This is a genomic window from Micromonospora profundi, from assembly GCF_011927785.1.
Lineage (GTDB): Bacteria > Actinomycetota > Actinomycetes > Mycobacteriales > Micromonosporaceae > Micromonospora > Micromonospora profundi.
Map to the genome: position 1 here is coordinate 3,632,995 of NZ_JAATJK010000001.1, position 13,907 is coordinate 3,646,901.

Below are 13,907 nucleotides of genomic sequence, written 5' to 3' on the forward strand. Positions count from 1 at the left end.
GTTCCCGGACCTACGCCGTTCCGGCCAACTCGGGTTCGGCGACGGGTGCCGTCGTGGCGTCGGTCATGGCGTTGCGGCCCGGCATCCAGCGCAGCACCACGAGCATGCCGAGCGCCGCGACCACCGCGGAGAGGCCGGCAGCCCAGTGCATTGCGGTAACGAAGGCGTCGTTGGCCGCCGAGATCAGCGTCGGCGCCGCCGGGCCGAGCTGCCCGGCTGCGGCGTACGCCCCGGAGATCGACTCGTTGGCCGCGTCGCGTGCCTGTGGCGGTAGGCCGGTCAGCGCGTCGCCGACGTCGCTGCGGTAGACCGCCGAGAGCACCGAGCCGAGGACTGCCACGCCGAGCGCGCCGGCCACCTGGCGGACGGTGTTGCTCACCGCGGAGCCGACACCTGCCTTCTCCCGGGGCAGCGCCGACATGATCGACTCGGTCGCCGGGGGCATGATGTTTGCCATTCCGACGCCCTGGAGGAAGAAGACGACAAGGACGACCCAGATCGGGGTGGACGCGCCGATGAAGGCGAACGCGGCGAGCGCCACCACTGTCAGCCCCAGCCCGACGATGGCGACGGCCCGGCCGCCGTAGCGGCGGACCATGGCTGCGCTGCGCGGCGCGAAGACCAGTTGGGCGCCTGCGAACGGCAGGAAGAGCAGGCCGGTCTGCAGCGGGCTGTAGCCGCGCACCAACTGCAGGTAGAACGAGCTGAAGAACATCACACCCATGGCGGCGAAGAACACCAGGCCGACGATGGCCACCGGCGCGGCGAACCGGGGCACCTTGAACAGCCGGACGTCCAGCGACGGGTGGTCGCTGCGCCGCTCGTGTTGCACGAACCAGACCAGCACGGCGAGGCCCACAAGGATCGAACCCCAGGCGACCGGCCGGCCGAAGCCGTGCTCGCCGCCGTCGATGATGCCGTAGGAGAGGGCGACAAGGCCGACCACCGAGAGCACGACGCCGAGCAGGTCGACCCGGCCGGGGCGCGGGTCACGCGACTCGGGGACCAGCAGCGCGACCAGGACCACGCCTGCGGCCACCACCGGGACGTTGATCAGGAAGACCGAGCCCCACCAGAAGTGCTCCAGCAGCGCGCCGCCGAGGATCGGGCCGATCGCCACCGCGAGCCCGACCGCGCCGGCCCACACGCCAATGGCCCGGCCGCGCTCGCGCGGGTCGAAGACGTTGGAGATGATCGACAGCGTGACCGGCATGATGGCCGCGCCGCCGATCCCCATCAGGGCGCGGGCCGCGATCAGCTGACCGGGGCTCTGGGCGTACGCCGAGAGCAGCGACGCCAGCCCGAACAGCACCAGACCGATCATCAGGAAGCGCTTGCGGCCGGAGCGGTCGCCGAGCACCCCGAAGGTGAACAGCAGCCCGGCGAAGACGAGCGTGTAGGAGTTGATGGACCACTCCAGCTCGCCCTGGGTGGCGCCGAGGCCGTGCACCGGGTCAGCCAGGGTGCGCAGTGCGACGTTGAGGATCGTGTTGTCGAGGACGACGACGAGGAGGCTGATCACCAGCACCCCCAGGATCGCCCACCTCCTCGGATGTCCCGTGTTGTTGTGCAGCTCCATGCCCGGTTCTCCCCCCGGTTCGCCCCGTCGCGCAATACGATACGGGCCAGACTCGTAACTGGGACAGCGTAGGCGCGGAATTTACGATACGGAACGGATCCGTATCGTATGTGACCGGTGTCACCTGCCACCCACGTCAGTCTCCCGGGAAGCCCGGATCGTCTCCGCACAGCGTCCTCCCTGGGGGTAGTCCTTCGCATCCTTTGCACTGCTTCAACCCACGCAACAGTTACGCCCCTGAAACGGTGCGTGGGTTGAAGCAGAGCAAAGGACATGGGCCGACCGGGGTCGGCCTCCGGCTGACCGTCCGAGGCCGGGCCGTCCGAGGCCGGGCCGTCCGAGGCCGGGCAAAGGTCCACCCGCGCGACGCCTTCGCCGTCGTGCGGGCACGACCTCAGCGCGCCCGCGGCGTTTCCAGGCAGGCGGCGAGGGCTGCCGGCAACGTACCCAGGTGGGTCGCCGGCGCGGCGAGCGGCTCGATCCAGCCCGGCCCGGCGCCGTACACCCGCAGGCGCGGGAAGTCGCGGGCGAAGCGCACCAGGCGGTACGCGCGGCCGGTGACAGGCGTCTGCGACCAGAGCACGACGGTGTGCGGGTTGGCCCGATGCACCGCGCTGGTCAGCGCGGGCCAGGGCAGCGCGGGGCCGAGGTGCAGGCAGCCGTGCCGGCGCTCGCGCAGCGCGGCAGCTAGCGCGTGCAGGCCGAGGCAGTGCGCCTCCCGTTCGGCACCGGCCAGCAGCACCCCGCCGCTGGAAAGCGACCGGCCGGGCTGCCTGCGGTACACGTCCAACCCGACCCGCATGCCCTCGCACAGGGCGTGCTCGATGGCGATCTCGGCGGGCGTCCGCCCCGGCAGTTGAGCGAGCAGCGGCCGGCAGATCTGCTCCCAGAGCGCCGGCACACCCCAGGCTTCGGCCATCTCCAGCAGCACCGTGGCGACACGGTTGCCGTCCAGGTCCTCGGTGGCCAGCCGGATGCGCTTGCGCGTGGTCTCCACGGCATCCGCCGGCATCGGATCGGTAAGCACCAGACGTACCCCCGGGTAGGTGTTCTCCATCCGGGATTCGCTGAAACGACGCGCGGTGGATGCGCCGTCGCGGAATTTACCGGCGGCGCGCGGCGAGCACGCACGCCAGCGGGGGCACGGCCGGCTTGACCGGGCCCCTTATGTTGATGATCAACACGGCCAACGAAAGGTCCCCACCCCATGCCTGTCGGCTTCACCATGGCGATCGTCTTCGCCATCGCAATGGCGGTCAGCGCCATCCTGGCACTCGTCGCGCCCAAGAGCGCGATGAAGCAGACGGCCGCCCTGGCGGCGCTCGGCTTCCTCGCCGTCACAGTGCTGATCGGCGTCGCCTCCAGCGCCCACTCCGTGCCCATCCGCTCGGTCGGCATCGTCACCAGCTTCGGCAAGCCCACCGGCGAGGTGACCGGTTCGGGCCTGAAGTGGGTGGCGCCCTGGCAGAAGGTCGGCGAGTGGGACGCGGGCCGGCAGAAGTACGACCACATCGGCGGCGACAACTGCGTACGCGTGCGCACCGGCACGCTCGCCGACGCGTGCGTCGAGGTGCTCGTGGAGTGGCAGGTCAAGCCGGAGAACGCGCCGAAGCAGTTCATGGACTACAAGGGAGACTTCGTGAGCTTCCAGGGCCAGCGGGTGGGAGTGCAGCTCGACAGCGCGGTGAACGACGCCTTCGCCACGTACAACCCGCTGGAGCGGATCGACGCGCAGACCGGCAACCTCAACGTCGACCTGAAGCCGTTCGCCGCGAACATCAAGAGCAGCGCGGAGGGTCGACTCGCCGAGGACGTCGACATCCTCTCGGTGACCATCACGCGGGTCAACCACGACGACAAGACCGAGGGCAACATCAAGGCGTTCCAGGACAAGCTGGCGCAGACCCGCAACCTGGAGCAGGACCGCAAGAACGCCGACATCTCCAAGCAGATCACCGAGACCAACGCGAAGGTCGACAAGGTGACCCGCTGCCTGGAGATCGCCGAGAAGAACGGCGCCAACCCGGGTCTGTGCATCAACCCGGGCATCGTCACCGGCAAGTGACAGCCGGCCGGGTGGTCAGTCGAGGCTGACCACCCAGCGGGCGCCCTCGCCCCGCGCCAACCGGTCGAACGCCGCCGGCGCCTCGTCGAGGCTGACCACCCCGCTGACCAGCGGGGACAGATCCAGCGTCCCGTCGAGCGCCGCGCATGCCAACTCGGGCACCTCACGGTCGGGGTCGGACGAGCCGTACACGGAGGAGCGCAGCGTCCGCGCGGAGTGGAAGATGTCCAGCGCGCCGAGGCTCACCATGTCGTCCTTGGCGCCCATGCCGACCACGGTCACCGCTCCCCCGCGCCGGGTGAGCCGCCACGCCGCCCGGATGGTGGCGGCACGTCCGACGCACTCGAAGGAATGGTCCACGCCCCGACCCTCGGTGCGCGCCCGTACCTCCTTGGAGAGCCGGTCGTCGGAGAGCAGGAAGTCGGTGGCCCCGGCGGCGAGCGCCAGTTCCCGCTTCGACTCGGCGACGTCGACCGCGAGGATCGTCGTGGCGCCTGCCCGCCGGGCGGCGGTGAGCACCGCGAGCCCGACCCCGCCGAGCCCGACGACCGCCACCGCATCGCCGGGCGCGACCCGGGCGGTGTTGCGGACAGCCCCGACGCCGGTCAGTACCGCACAGCCGAGCAGGGCGGCCCGCTCCGCAGGCAACCCGGCGGGGATCGCGATGACGGCGCTCTCGGGCACCACCACCGCCTCGGCGAGCGCGCCGAGGCCGAGGGTGAGGTGCACGGGGTCGCCGTCGTCGGTAGTGCCGCGCTCCACCGTCGGGGCGGTGTTGGCGGCGCAGAGCCACGGCTCGCCGTGCTGACACCACCAGCACACCCGGCAGGCGGGCGCCCAGTTGAGCACCACGGGCGTACCGACCTCCAGCCGGCTGCCCGGCCCGGCCTCGGCCACCACACCGGTCGCCTCGTGGCCGAGCACCAGCGGGAACCTCGCGGCCAGTGTGCCGTTCACCATGGACAGGTCGGAGTGGCAGACGCCGGCGGCCCGGATCGTCACCCGCACCTCGCCGGGGCCGGGCGCCGGCAGGCGTACGCGCTCGACCCGCAGCTCGGCGCCGGCTCCCCGCGCGACAAGCGCGCGAACGGTGACCGGCGCGGCCGCCGGCTCAGGGCCGCCCGCCGGCGCGGCCGGGGTCAGCTCGGGGCCGGTCATCGCTGGATCGCCTTCAGCTCGCAGAACTCGGCGAGGCCGTGCACGCCCAACTCCCGGCCCAGGCCGGACTGCTTGTAGCCGCCGAACGGGGCGAGCGGGTTGAACGACGCCCCGTTGATGTCGACGGCGCCGGTACGCAGTCGGCGGGCCACCGCGAGCGCCGCGTCGGGGTCGGTGGACCACACCGCGCCGGCCAGCCCGTACTTCGAGTTGTTGGCGATGGCCACTGCTTCGTCGGTGTCGTCGAACGGGATGACGGCGAGCACCGGCCCGAAGACCTCCTCCTGGGCGAGGGCGCTGTCCGGGTGGACGTCGGCGAAGACTGTCGGTGCGACGAAGTGGCCCTGCGCGGGGACCGGCGCGTCGGGGCCGCCGGCGACCAGCCGCGCGCCGTCGGCGACAGCCCGCTCGACGTGACCGCGGACCCGCTCGGCCTGGGCGGCGGAGACCAGCGGACCGAGCCGGGTGGACGGGTCGAACGGATCGCCGAGCCGGTAGCCGGCCACCGCCGTGGCGATCAGTTCCAACGCCTCGTCGTACCGGTCGCGGTGCACGAGCATCCGGGTCCACGCCGTGCAGGTCTGGCCGGAGTTGAGCAGGGCGTTTCCGACCCCGACCTTGACGGCGGTGGTCAGGTCGGCGTCGGGAAGGATCACGTTGGCGGACTTGCCGCCCAGCTCCAGCGCGACCCGGGCGATCCGGTCGGCGGCGAGTCGCATGATCCGCGTGCCGGTCACTGTCGAGCCGGTGAACGACACCAGGTCGACGTCGGGATGCCCGGCGAGCGCCTCGCCCACCACCGCGCCGGTGCCCGGCACCAGGTTCAGCACACCCGGTGGGAGCCCTGCCTCGGTGACGGCGTCGAAGAGCAGGTACGCGGTCAGCGGGGTCAGCTCGCTGGGTTTGAGAACCACGGTGCAGCCGGCGGCCAGCGCGGGCGCCAGCTTGGCCATCACCTGGTGCAGCGGGTAGTTCCACGGGGTGATCGCGCCGACGACGCCTACCGGTTCGCGCACGACGAGGGAGTTGCCGATGCTCTCCTCGACCGGAGGACGGGCGGCGAGGGCGACGTGGTCGCGCAGGACTGTCAGCGGCAGCGCGACCTGCACCCGGGTGGCGAGCTTGAGCGGCGCGCCCAGCTCGACGGCGATGGTGCGGGCGAGGTCGTCGGCGCGGGCGGCGAGCGCGGTGTGCAGGCGGTCGAGGTGCGCGGATCGTTCGGCGGGCGCGGTGGCCGCCCAGCCCGGGAAGGCGGCGCGGGCAGCGGCGACGGCCGCGTCCACATCGGCGGCCGTGCCGGCGGGCACCTGCCCGACGACGTCGCCGGTGCTCGGGTTCTCCACGTCGATCACGTCGGTGCCGGCGGAAGACGTCCATTCGCCGCCGATGTGCAGGTGGCGCCGCAGGCGCAGGGCGTCGGGCAGCTGCGTGGGCGGGGCGGCGAGGTCCATGTCGTCCCTTCGGGGGTGGCGGTGGGTGCTGAAACTAGCGCTGGGAGTTTGGACGCTACCCGCTGGGCCGGGCGGACTCCACCGGGTCGAGGGGGCCGATGCTGCGGGCGTACTCGGCGGCGAGGCCGTGCAGCAGTGCGTCCAGGCCGAGGGCGAAGGCGCCCTCGTCCACGCTCTGCTGGTGCTCGGCGAGCCGGTGCGCCTGGTTCAGGTGGGGGTAGTGGGCGGCGTACAGCTCGGGGTCCTCGACGAAGCCCCGGGCGAAGGAACCGAGCGCCGACCCGGCCACGAAGTAGCGCACCGCCGCCCCGATGTGGGTGGCCCGCGCTGGCGGCCACCCGGCGCGTACCAGTCCGCCGTAGACCGCGTCGGCCATGGCGAGCGCGGCCGGTCGCCGGCCCGGGCCCTGCGCGAGGTACGGCACGATGTTCGGGTGCGCGGTGAGCGCCCGCCGGTACGACCAGGCCCAGTCACGCAGCGCGGCGACCCAGTCCCGGCTCGTGAAGCCGCTGGTGTCGACCACGCCGATGACCGTGTCGGCGACCGCGTCGAGGATCTCGTCCTTCGTGGCGAAGTGGTTGTAGAGCGACGGGCCGCGCACGCCCAGCTCGGCGGCGAGCCTGCGGGTGGAGAACGCCGGCAGCCCGTCGGCGTCGATGAGCGCGGTGGCGGTCTCGACGATCAGCTGCCGGGTGAGCCGGGGCTGGCGGGGTCGGGGCACTGCGCTCCTCGGGTGTCTCGGCCGCGGGGGTCTGGACGCGGTAAAACTTGCAGCGCTAGTTTAGAGGAAACCGCCAGCGCTCACGCCAGGAGGACCACCGTGGACTTTTCGCTCACCGACGAGGAGCGGGCGGTGCGGGACACCGTCCGCTCGTTCATCCAGCGCGAGGTGATGCCGCTGGAGGCGGAGGTGCTCCGCCGGGAGCGGGCACACCAGCCGGGCCTGGACCACTCCGAGGTGCGCGAGCTGCAACTCAAGGCGCGCAAGTTCGGCTTCTGGGGCCTGGCCACCCCCGAGGAGTACGGCGGGATGAACCTGCCGGCGGTGCTCCAGTCGTTGATCTGGACCGAACTGGGTCGCACGTTCGTGCCCTTCCGCTTCGGCGGCGAGGCCGACAACATCCTGTTCCACGCCACCGAGGAGCAGAAGCAGGAGTTCCTCGTCCCGACGATCGAGGGCGAGCGGCGCTCCTGCTTCGCGATCACCGAGCCGGGGGCCGGTTCGGACGCGGCGAACATCCGGTTCTCCGCCCGCCGCGACGGCGACGACTGGATCCTCGACGGCGAGAAGACCTTCATCACCGGTGGCCACGACGCCGACTTCGCGATCGTCGTCGCGGTGACCGACAGGGAGAAGGGCGCCCGTAACGGGGGTGCCACCGCGTTCCTTGTGGACCGGGCGATGGGCTGGCGATCGGAGTTCATCCAGACGATGGGCGAGGGCGGCCCGGCGTCGCTGATCTTCGACGGCGTACGCGTGCCGCACCGCAACATCCTCGGTGAGATCGGGCAGGGTTTCACGCTGGGCATGGAGTGGATCGGCAAGGGCCGCTACACCATCCCGTCGCACGCCATCGGCATCGCGGAGCGGGTCCTCCAGATGGCCATCGACTATGCCAACACCCGGGAGACCTTCGGCGCGAAGATCGGCACCAACCAGGCCATCCAGTGGATGATCGCCGACTCGGAGACCGAGTTGGAGGCGGCCCGCTGGCTGGTGCTGCGCTCGGCGTGGACCGTCGACCAGGGCCTGGACCCGCGGCACGCCTCGTCGATGGGCAAGCTGTACGGCGCCGGCATGGTCAACCGGGTGGTCGACCGGGTGCTCCAGATCCACGGCGGCATGGGCTACACCCGGGAGCTGCCCATCGAGCGCTGGTACCGGCAGGTCCGGCTGTACCGGATCTTCGAGGGCACCGACGAGATGCAGCGCCTGATCATCTCGCGGGACCTGCTGCGGGGCTACACGAAGATCGGCGGTCATCTCGCCTGACCTGGATCACCCCGTCAACGCGGTGAGCGCCGCGTCCACGTCGGCCTCCGTGGAGTAGATGTGGAACGAGGCGCGCACCCGTCCCGCACGGACCGCCGCCCGGATGCCGGCCGCGGCCAGGCGTTCCTCCGCGCCGGGCACGTCGACGCTGACGATGGCGCTGGCACCCGGTGGCCGGCCCAGCCCGGTGAGGAACCGGTTGGCCAGCGCCACGTTGTGCGCCTGGATCGCCGGCACGCCGATGTCGGCGACCAGCTCCAGGGCGGGTGCCGCGCCCACCCAGCTGAACCAGGCCGGCGAGATGTCGAACCGGCGGGCGTCGTCGGCCAGCCGCAGCGGCGGGCCGTAGTAGGAGGCGTGCGGGTCGCGGCCCGCGTACCAGCCCGCGGCGTCGGGGCGCAGCCGGTCGCGCAGGTCAGGGGCCAGATAGGCGTACGCGGTGCCGCGCGGGTTCATCAGCCACTTGTAGCCGCCCACCACCACCACGTCGGCGCGGCTCCCGTCGAACGGCAGCCATCCGCACGCCTGGGTGGCGTCGACCACCACCAGCGCGTCGTGCGCGCGGGCCGCCGCCACGATCTCGTCGTACGCGGCGATGGACCCGTCGGCCGACTGCACGAGGCTGAACGCGACCAGGTCGGTGTCGGCGTCGATCGCGTCGACAACAGTGTCCACGGGCACGGTGCGGACCGTGACGCCGCGCTCCTCCTGGACCAGCCACGGGAAGAGGTTCGAGGTGAACTCGACCTCGGGCACCACCACCGTCGCCCCCGCGGGCAGTGCCGCCGCGACCGGGGCGAGAAGCTGGGAGACGGTGACGCCGACGGCCACGTCGCTGTCCGGCACGCCGATGAGACCGGCGAACGCGGTACGGGAGCGCTGCACCGAGTCGCCCCAGCCCTCCCACGACGTGCCGCCGACGCGCCACGCGGCGAGGGCCTCCTGGAGGTCCGTCCACGCCGGCTCGGGCGGCAGCCCGTAGGAGGCGGTGTTCAACCAGCCGGGCTCCGGCTTCCACAACTGCTGCGCCTTCGCGATCTCCATGCCTTGACGCTAGGTGCGGAGCCGCCGGTCGGGCATGGCCAATCGGCGAGGGGCGGCCTTCGGCGCGCTCACCCCTGGTGCGATTCGACAGGGGCGCTCGGGCGCGTCCGGGCCAGACTGGAGGCGAGGCCGGCGAGCCACCTGTCGACCTCCACCAGGTGCCGCACCGACGCGGGGTCGGCTGCCCCGAGCAGCGGACGGATCCGGTTAAGCCCGTCCACACAGCCGCTCGGGGCGGGCATCGGGGCCGCAGCCCGGTCGTTTGCCACCGCGCCGGCCAGGTCCCCGTACGCCGAATGCAGGTGCCGTGCCGTGTCCCGCAGCAGCGCGGCGGCCTCGGGCCAGCCGGCCAGGCAGCCGGGCGGGTTGCGGCGCAGCAGCGACTCGGCGCCGGGCACCACGTGGTGCCCGGCGCTGAGGACGACGTCCCAGCTCACCGGCTGCCTGCCCGGGTCGTGGCGCTCGGAGCGGAACTGGCAGTACGACGAGTCGACGAGGATCATCCGTCGACGGACGTCCTCGACGGCCGGGCCGGGATGCGCGGCAGCGCCGAGTACCGCCTCGACGATCCGGTCGACAGCGTTCCCGCTGGCCAGCAGGTAACCGGCGGCGTTGCGCCGCAGGTCGCGGCTCGCCCCGCGCGGCCACAGCGCGACGCCGGCGAGCACGCCGATCACCGCACCGAGCAGGACGTCGACAATGCGGGTCTCGGCCAGCCGCCACCCCTCCGAGCTGAGCTGGGCGAAGACGACCGTCAGCAGCACCGTGAACAGCGCCTGCTGCCAGAGCGGACCCAGCAGGCCTCCGGCGCCGAACGCCAGGATGAGGGTGATCGGCAGGACGACGGCGTACACGACCGGGTCGTCCACGGCGAACATCACCAGGCCGCTGACCACCGCGCCGACGACGGTGCCCAGCACGGCGGGCCGCAACGCGACGCGGGTGTCCACCGCCGACGTCCGCAGGACGGTGAGGGTTGCCAACAGGACCCAGAAACCGTGGGTGAGGTTCAGGACGCCTGCGGCAACCCGGGCAACGGCGAGCGCCACGGCGAGCCGCAGCGAGCTGTGCAGGTGAGCGGACCGAGGTGCCAGGTGGGAGAGGAACTGCCGCCGGTACAGCGTCCACGGTCGGCGGTGCGCGTACTCGAACAGCCCCGCATAGGCGTCCCCACCGTCCGGCCGCGCACCGACAGCCACCCGTGTGCCGACGGCGAAGACCCGCGCGCTGTCCGCGAGGGCCAGCGCCGTCGCGTCCCGACACAACCGGGCCACGTCCGCCGCGGCGCGACCGACACCACCGGGGTACGCCATCTCGGCCCGCCCGATCGCGGCGTCCAGGTCACCGAGGTCGACAGGCGGGGCACCCGGCGACAGGTCGCGGCCCGCGGCCCGGGTCGTCGCGGCGCAGGCGCGCAGCAGCCGCGCCGCGTCCAGGTCCGGGATCGGCTCCGGTGGCGCGTCCGCCGCCAGCCTGTCCGCCTCGGCAAGCACCTCCCGCAACGCCGCCGCGCAGGTCCGCAACGCCCGGTCCTGTGCTCCCGCCGCCGTGGGCGCCCACTCCGGCGGGTTGCGGGCCAGGTCGAGCGCGGCCACCGCGTCGTACGCCCGCTCGCGCGAGCCGTCCCGACCACAGGCCCCGTCGGTAAGCGTGTCGGCGGTGTCGTCGAGGATCGCCGCGACGCCGTCCGCCGCGCGGGTGAGCCGCTGCCGGTACGACACGGGCACCGGGTCGGGCCAGAGCAGCACCTCGGCCGCGGCGAGCAGCACGACGGCGAAGGTGACCCCGCCGAGGCGCTGCGGGAGGGTGCCCGGCTGGTACGGCGGAAAGGACGCCAGGATGTAGAAGAGTTGGAAGGCGCTGGCCAGCCCCACGAGGCGCGGGTTGCCGACGCCGGCGAACGCCACCACGAACCCGACGACGAGCATCCCACCGGCAGCCGCCCAGGTGCTCCACGCCAGCAGCGAGCCCGCCACGATCAGGGCCCACACCACAGGCAGTGCCAGAAGCAGGATCCGCGCCCGCTGCGACGCCGGGCCGGGCAGCCGGGCGAACGACCCGGTGGCGACCACACCGAACAGGCCGTACGTGGCGAGCACCGAACTTCCCGCACCGTACCGGCAGGCGTAGAAGACGACCGACGCCACGAGGGTCAGCCGTGCCGCGCGCCCCAGGACGGCTCTGCTGTCCTGCCGGTGGCGCAGTCGGTCCAGGAGGCTGGTTCCGACCACGCCTGCTCCCCCGGATTCGTCGCAGCACCCCTCCCCGGTCCACCATTCTTCACCGAGGTTCCCGGCGGCCGGCGACTTTCTCCGACGAACAGCCCGATCGCGCCCTCGGCTGGCGTCAGGTGGGGCGGTGGGCGCTCAGCTCGCCCGCCACTTCTGGTTCGCGTTTCCGGTGCACTGCCAGATCTGCAACCGCGCGCCGTTGTCGAGGTTGCCGTCGCGTACGTCGACGCACCTGTCCGCCCGGATGTTCACCAGGTCATGGGCCCCGTTGAGGGTGAACTTCTGGGACGCGGCGCCCGTGCAGTCGGCCAGTTGGACGGCAGCCCCGTCGGCGGTGGACTGGCCGGCGACGTCCAGGCACTTGCCCATCGACCGGACCGTGCCGTCGGCGGGGAACGTCCACAGTTGCTTGGCGGTCCGGTGGCAGTCCCAGATATGGAGTCGGGCGCCGGCGGTGGCCTTGCCCTCCGGGATGTCGATGCACCGGCCGCTGGCGAAACTGACGATCTGCCGCCCGGCGGGCGCGCTGGTCTGCGTCGGCGGCGCCGGCGCCGAGGGTTGCTGCCCCGGCTTGCCCGCGGCGGCCGTCGACCCGCCGCCCGGTCTTGCCGACGGTTGCGCCGTACCCGCGACCGGCGGGGCCGCAGCGGTCCCGGACGGCGGACCGGCCGCCACCGGCAGACCCTGGAAGCCGTCGGTGACCAGCGCGAAGATCCCCCGGCTGGCCGCCCATTCGGCGTCCGAGGTGGTCCATCCGATTGTGTACGCGTGCCCGTTGCGGTCGACGAAGGCCCGGCTCGTGGCGCGCAGGGGCGTGCCGTCGGCATCGGTGTACGTCCACTCCCACTGGGCGGCCCGCACCTGATAGTCGAGCGCGGCGAGCGTGACCCGCCGGTAGTCGGCGTACCGTCGACGCTCCGACTTCTCCCGGGCCCGCAGCTGGGCGACCAGGTCGGCGGGGACCGGCCGGAGTTCGTCAAGGACGAGCCAGCGGCTGCCATCCGGCTCGCGGAACTCGACCCGTTGACCGTCACGCAGTGGCTGCCAGCCGTCCGGCACCGGTACGAGGAAGCGGGGATCGTCCCGGTGGTAGTGCCACCCGGCGGGCGGCGGCGACAGCACCCTGGCGACCGGAGCCTCGGCAACAGGAGAGGCGTCGGCGGGCGGGTCCGCCGCCGGGTCCGGTCCCCCGGGCAACCCGAGGTTTAGCAGCGACGCGCTCGCCGTCAGCACGGCCAGCACTGCAGCGGCGATCGAGCCGACGAGCCAGCCGCGACGCCGACGGGCCGGGCTGCCGGTCTCCGGCTGGGCCGACTGACCGGACCCGACGGTGACGAACTCGGGCACGATCATTGTGGGCGTACGGTCGCCGGTGTCGATCATCGCCACCGGCATGGCCGGCCGCCCGAGCGGGCCGCCCGGACCGCCTCCGGCGACCGGACCGGCCTGCTCGACCGGAACAGCCTGCTCGGCCTGCTCGACCGGGACAGCCGGCTCGGCCGGGACAGCCTGCTCGACCTGGTCGTCTCCGCTCGTCGGGTCGGCGGAGTCGGCGGCCTGCCGCAGCAGACGATCCGCCTCCTCGGCGCTGATCCGCTGATCCGGCTCCCGCCGCAGCAGTCCTTCCAGGAGCGGGGCCAGCCGGCCGGCGTGCTGAGCCGGCGCGGGCATCTCGGTGGCGAGCGCGGCCAGCATGGCCATTGGAGACGAGCGTTGGTACGGGGTACGCCCCTCGACCGCCGCGTAGAGGGTGGCGCCGAGCGACCACAGGTCTGCCGCCGGGCCGACGTCGCCGTCGGTGGCCCGCTCCGGTGCGAGGTACGCAGGTGAGCCGAGCACCATCCCGGTCTGGGTCACCCGCGGATCGCCGGGAAGGGTGGCCAACCCGAAGTCGGTGAGCACCACCCGGCCGTCGTCGGCGAGCAGCACATTGGCGGGCTTGACGTCCCGGTGCAGCACACCGGCCTGGTGCGCGGCCCGCAGCGCGTCGAGCACGCCCAGCCCGATCTGCGCGGCGCGGGCCACCGGCATCGGCCCCTCCGCTTCGAGGACCTGATGCAGGGACCGGGAGGGCACAAGCTCCATCACGATCCACGGGTCGTCGCCGGAGTGCAGCACGTCGAAGACGCGTACCACGTTGACGTGGCCCAGCCGGGCGACGGCCCGCGCCTCGCGCATCGACCGTTCGCGCATCTCCCGGCGCTCGCCGTCTGGCAGGCCGGGCGGGGCCACCAGCTCCTTGATGGCCACGTCCCGCTCGAGCATCTCGTCACGGGCCTGCCACACGCGGCCCATTCCACCCTGGCCGAGTGGACGTACCAGTCGGTAACGATTGGCGATCAACTGTCGAGGAGCATCAGGCACGTCAGGAAGGTACCGGGCGTTG

General features: G+C 72.7%; 10 protein-coding genes. 2 read left to right on the plus strand and 8 right to left on the minus strand.

Annotated features, from left to right (window positions below; translation table 11 throughout):
- Positions 1-10: 10 nt before the first annotated feature.
- A complete protein-coding gene (locus tag F4558_RS15900; protein WP_053657697.1) occupies positions 11-1,579 on the minus strand; it encodes an MFS transporter in 1,569 nt (522 codons plus the stop codon).
- 394 nt (positions 1,580-1,973) lie between these two features.
- Entirely contained in the window at positions 1,974-2,636 is a 663-nt protein-coding gene (locus F4558_RS15905; protein WP_167944929.1) for a transcriptional regulator, read from the minus strand.
- A gap of 150 nt (positions 2,637-2,786) precedes the next feature.
- Here F4558_RS15905 and F4558_RS15910 point away from each other — a divergent pair, with 150 nt between their 5' ends.
- Complete coding sequence (locus tag F4558_RS15910; protein WP_053657700.1) at positions 2,787-3,644, plus strand: SPFH domain-containing protein; 858 nt, start codon at positions 2,787-2,789, stop codon at positions 3,642-3,644.
- A 15-nt stretch (positions 3,645-3,659) separates the two neighbouring features.
- Here F4558_RS15910 and F4558_RS15915 read toward each other — a convergent pair whose 3' ends face one another.
- The 3 genes from F4558_RS15915 to F4558_RS15925 are packed head-to-tail and all read right to left on the minus strand — an operon-like array spanning position 3,660 to position 6,974.
- Positions 3,660-4,802, minus strand: a complete 1,143-nt coding sequence (locus tag F4558_RS15915) for an alcohol dehydrogenase catalytic domain-containing protein (RefSeq protein WP_167944931.1) — start codon at positions 4,800-4,802, stop codon at positions 3,660-3,662.
- Positions 4,799-6,253: an aldehyde dehydrogenase family protein gene (locus F4558_RS15920; protein WP_167944932.1), complete on the minus strand. Its 1,455-nt coding sequence runs from the start codon at positions 6,251-6,253 to the stop codon at positions 4,799-4,801. Before F4558_RS15920 ends, F4558_RS15915 begins: the two co-directional genes overlap by 4 nt.
- A 55-nt stretch (positions 6,254-6,308) precedes the next feature.
- Complete coding sequence (locus tag F4558_RS15925) at positions 6,309-6,974, minus strand: TetR/AcrR family transcriptional regulator (protein ID WP_167944934.1); 666 nt, start codon at positions 6,972-6,974, stop codon at positions 6,309-6,311.
- Positions 6,975-7,073: 99 nt separating this feature from the next.
- Between F4558_RS15925 and F4558_RS15930 the strand changes: the two genes are divergently transcribed.
- Positions 7,074-8,246, plus strand: a complete 1,173-nt coding sequence (locus F4558_RS15930; protein WP_053657708.1) for an acyl-CoA dehydrogenase family protein — start codon at positions 7,074-7,076, stop codon at positions 8,244-8,246.
- 6 nt (positions 8,247-8,252) lie between these two features.
- Here F4558_RS15930 and F4558_RS15935 read toward each other — a convergent pair whose 3' ends face one another.
- From F4558_RS15935 to F4558_RS15945, 3 genes are all read right to left on the minus strand, one after another.
- Positions 8,253-9,290 carry an aminotransferase class V-fold PLP-dependent enzyme gene (locus F4558_RS15935; RefSeq protein WP_167944935.1) on the minus strand — a complete coding sequence of 346 codons (1,038 nt, stop codon included), beginning with the start codon at positions 9,288-9,290 and terminating at the stop codon, positions 8,253-8,255.
- 68 nt (positions 9,291-9,358) lie between these two features.
- Positions 9,359-11,521: an FUSC family protein gene (locus F4558_RS32195; protein WP_167944937.1), complete on the minus strand. Its 2,163-nt coding sequence runs from the start codon at positions 11,519-11,521 to the stop codon at positions 9,359-9,361.
- Between the two features lie 135 nt (positions 11,522-11,656).
- Entirely contained in the window at positions 11,657-13,885 is a 2,229-nt protein-coding gene (locus tag F4558_RS15945) for a protein kinase domain-containing protein (protein ID WP_209273312.1), read from the minus strand.
- Positions 13,886-13,907: the final 22 nt, after the last annotated feature.

What these genes read in the sequence shown, in the direction of transcription:
- F4558_RS15915 (WP_167944931.1), bottom strand. Translation starts at nt 4,802, where the DNA reads ATGACCGGCCCCGAGCTGACCCCGGCCGCGCCGGCGGGCGGCCCTGAG.
- F4558_RS15910 (WP_053657700.1), top strand. Translation starts at nt 2,787, where the DNA reads ATGCCTGTCGGCTTCACCATGGCGATCGTCTTCGCCATCGCAATGGCG.
- F4558_RS15935 (WP_167944935.1), bottom strand. Translation starts at nt 9,290, where the DNA reads ATGGAGATCGCGAAGGCGCAGCAGTTGTGGAAGCCGGAGCCCGGCTGG.
- F4558_RS15900 (WP_053657697.1), bottom strand. Translation starts at nt 1,579, where the DNA reads ATGGAGCTGCACAACAACACGGGACATCCGAGGAGGTGGGCGATCCTG.
- F4558_RS15920 (WP_167944932.1), bottom strand. Translation starts at nt 6,253, where the DNA reads ATGGACCTCGCCGCCCCGCCCACGCAGCTGCCCGACGCCCTGCGCCTG.
- F4558_RS15905 (WP_167944929.1), bottom strand. Translation starts at nt 2,636, where the DNA reads ATGGAGAACACCTACCCGGGGGTACGTCTGGTGCTTACCGATCCGATG.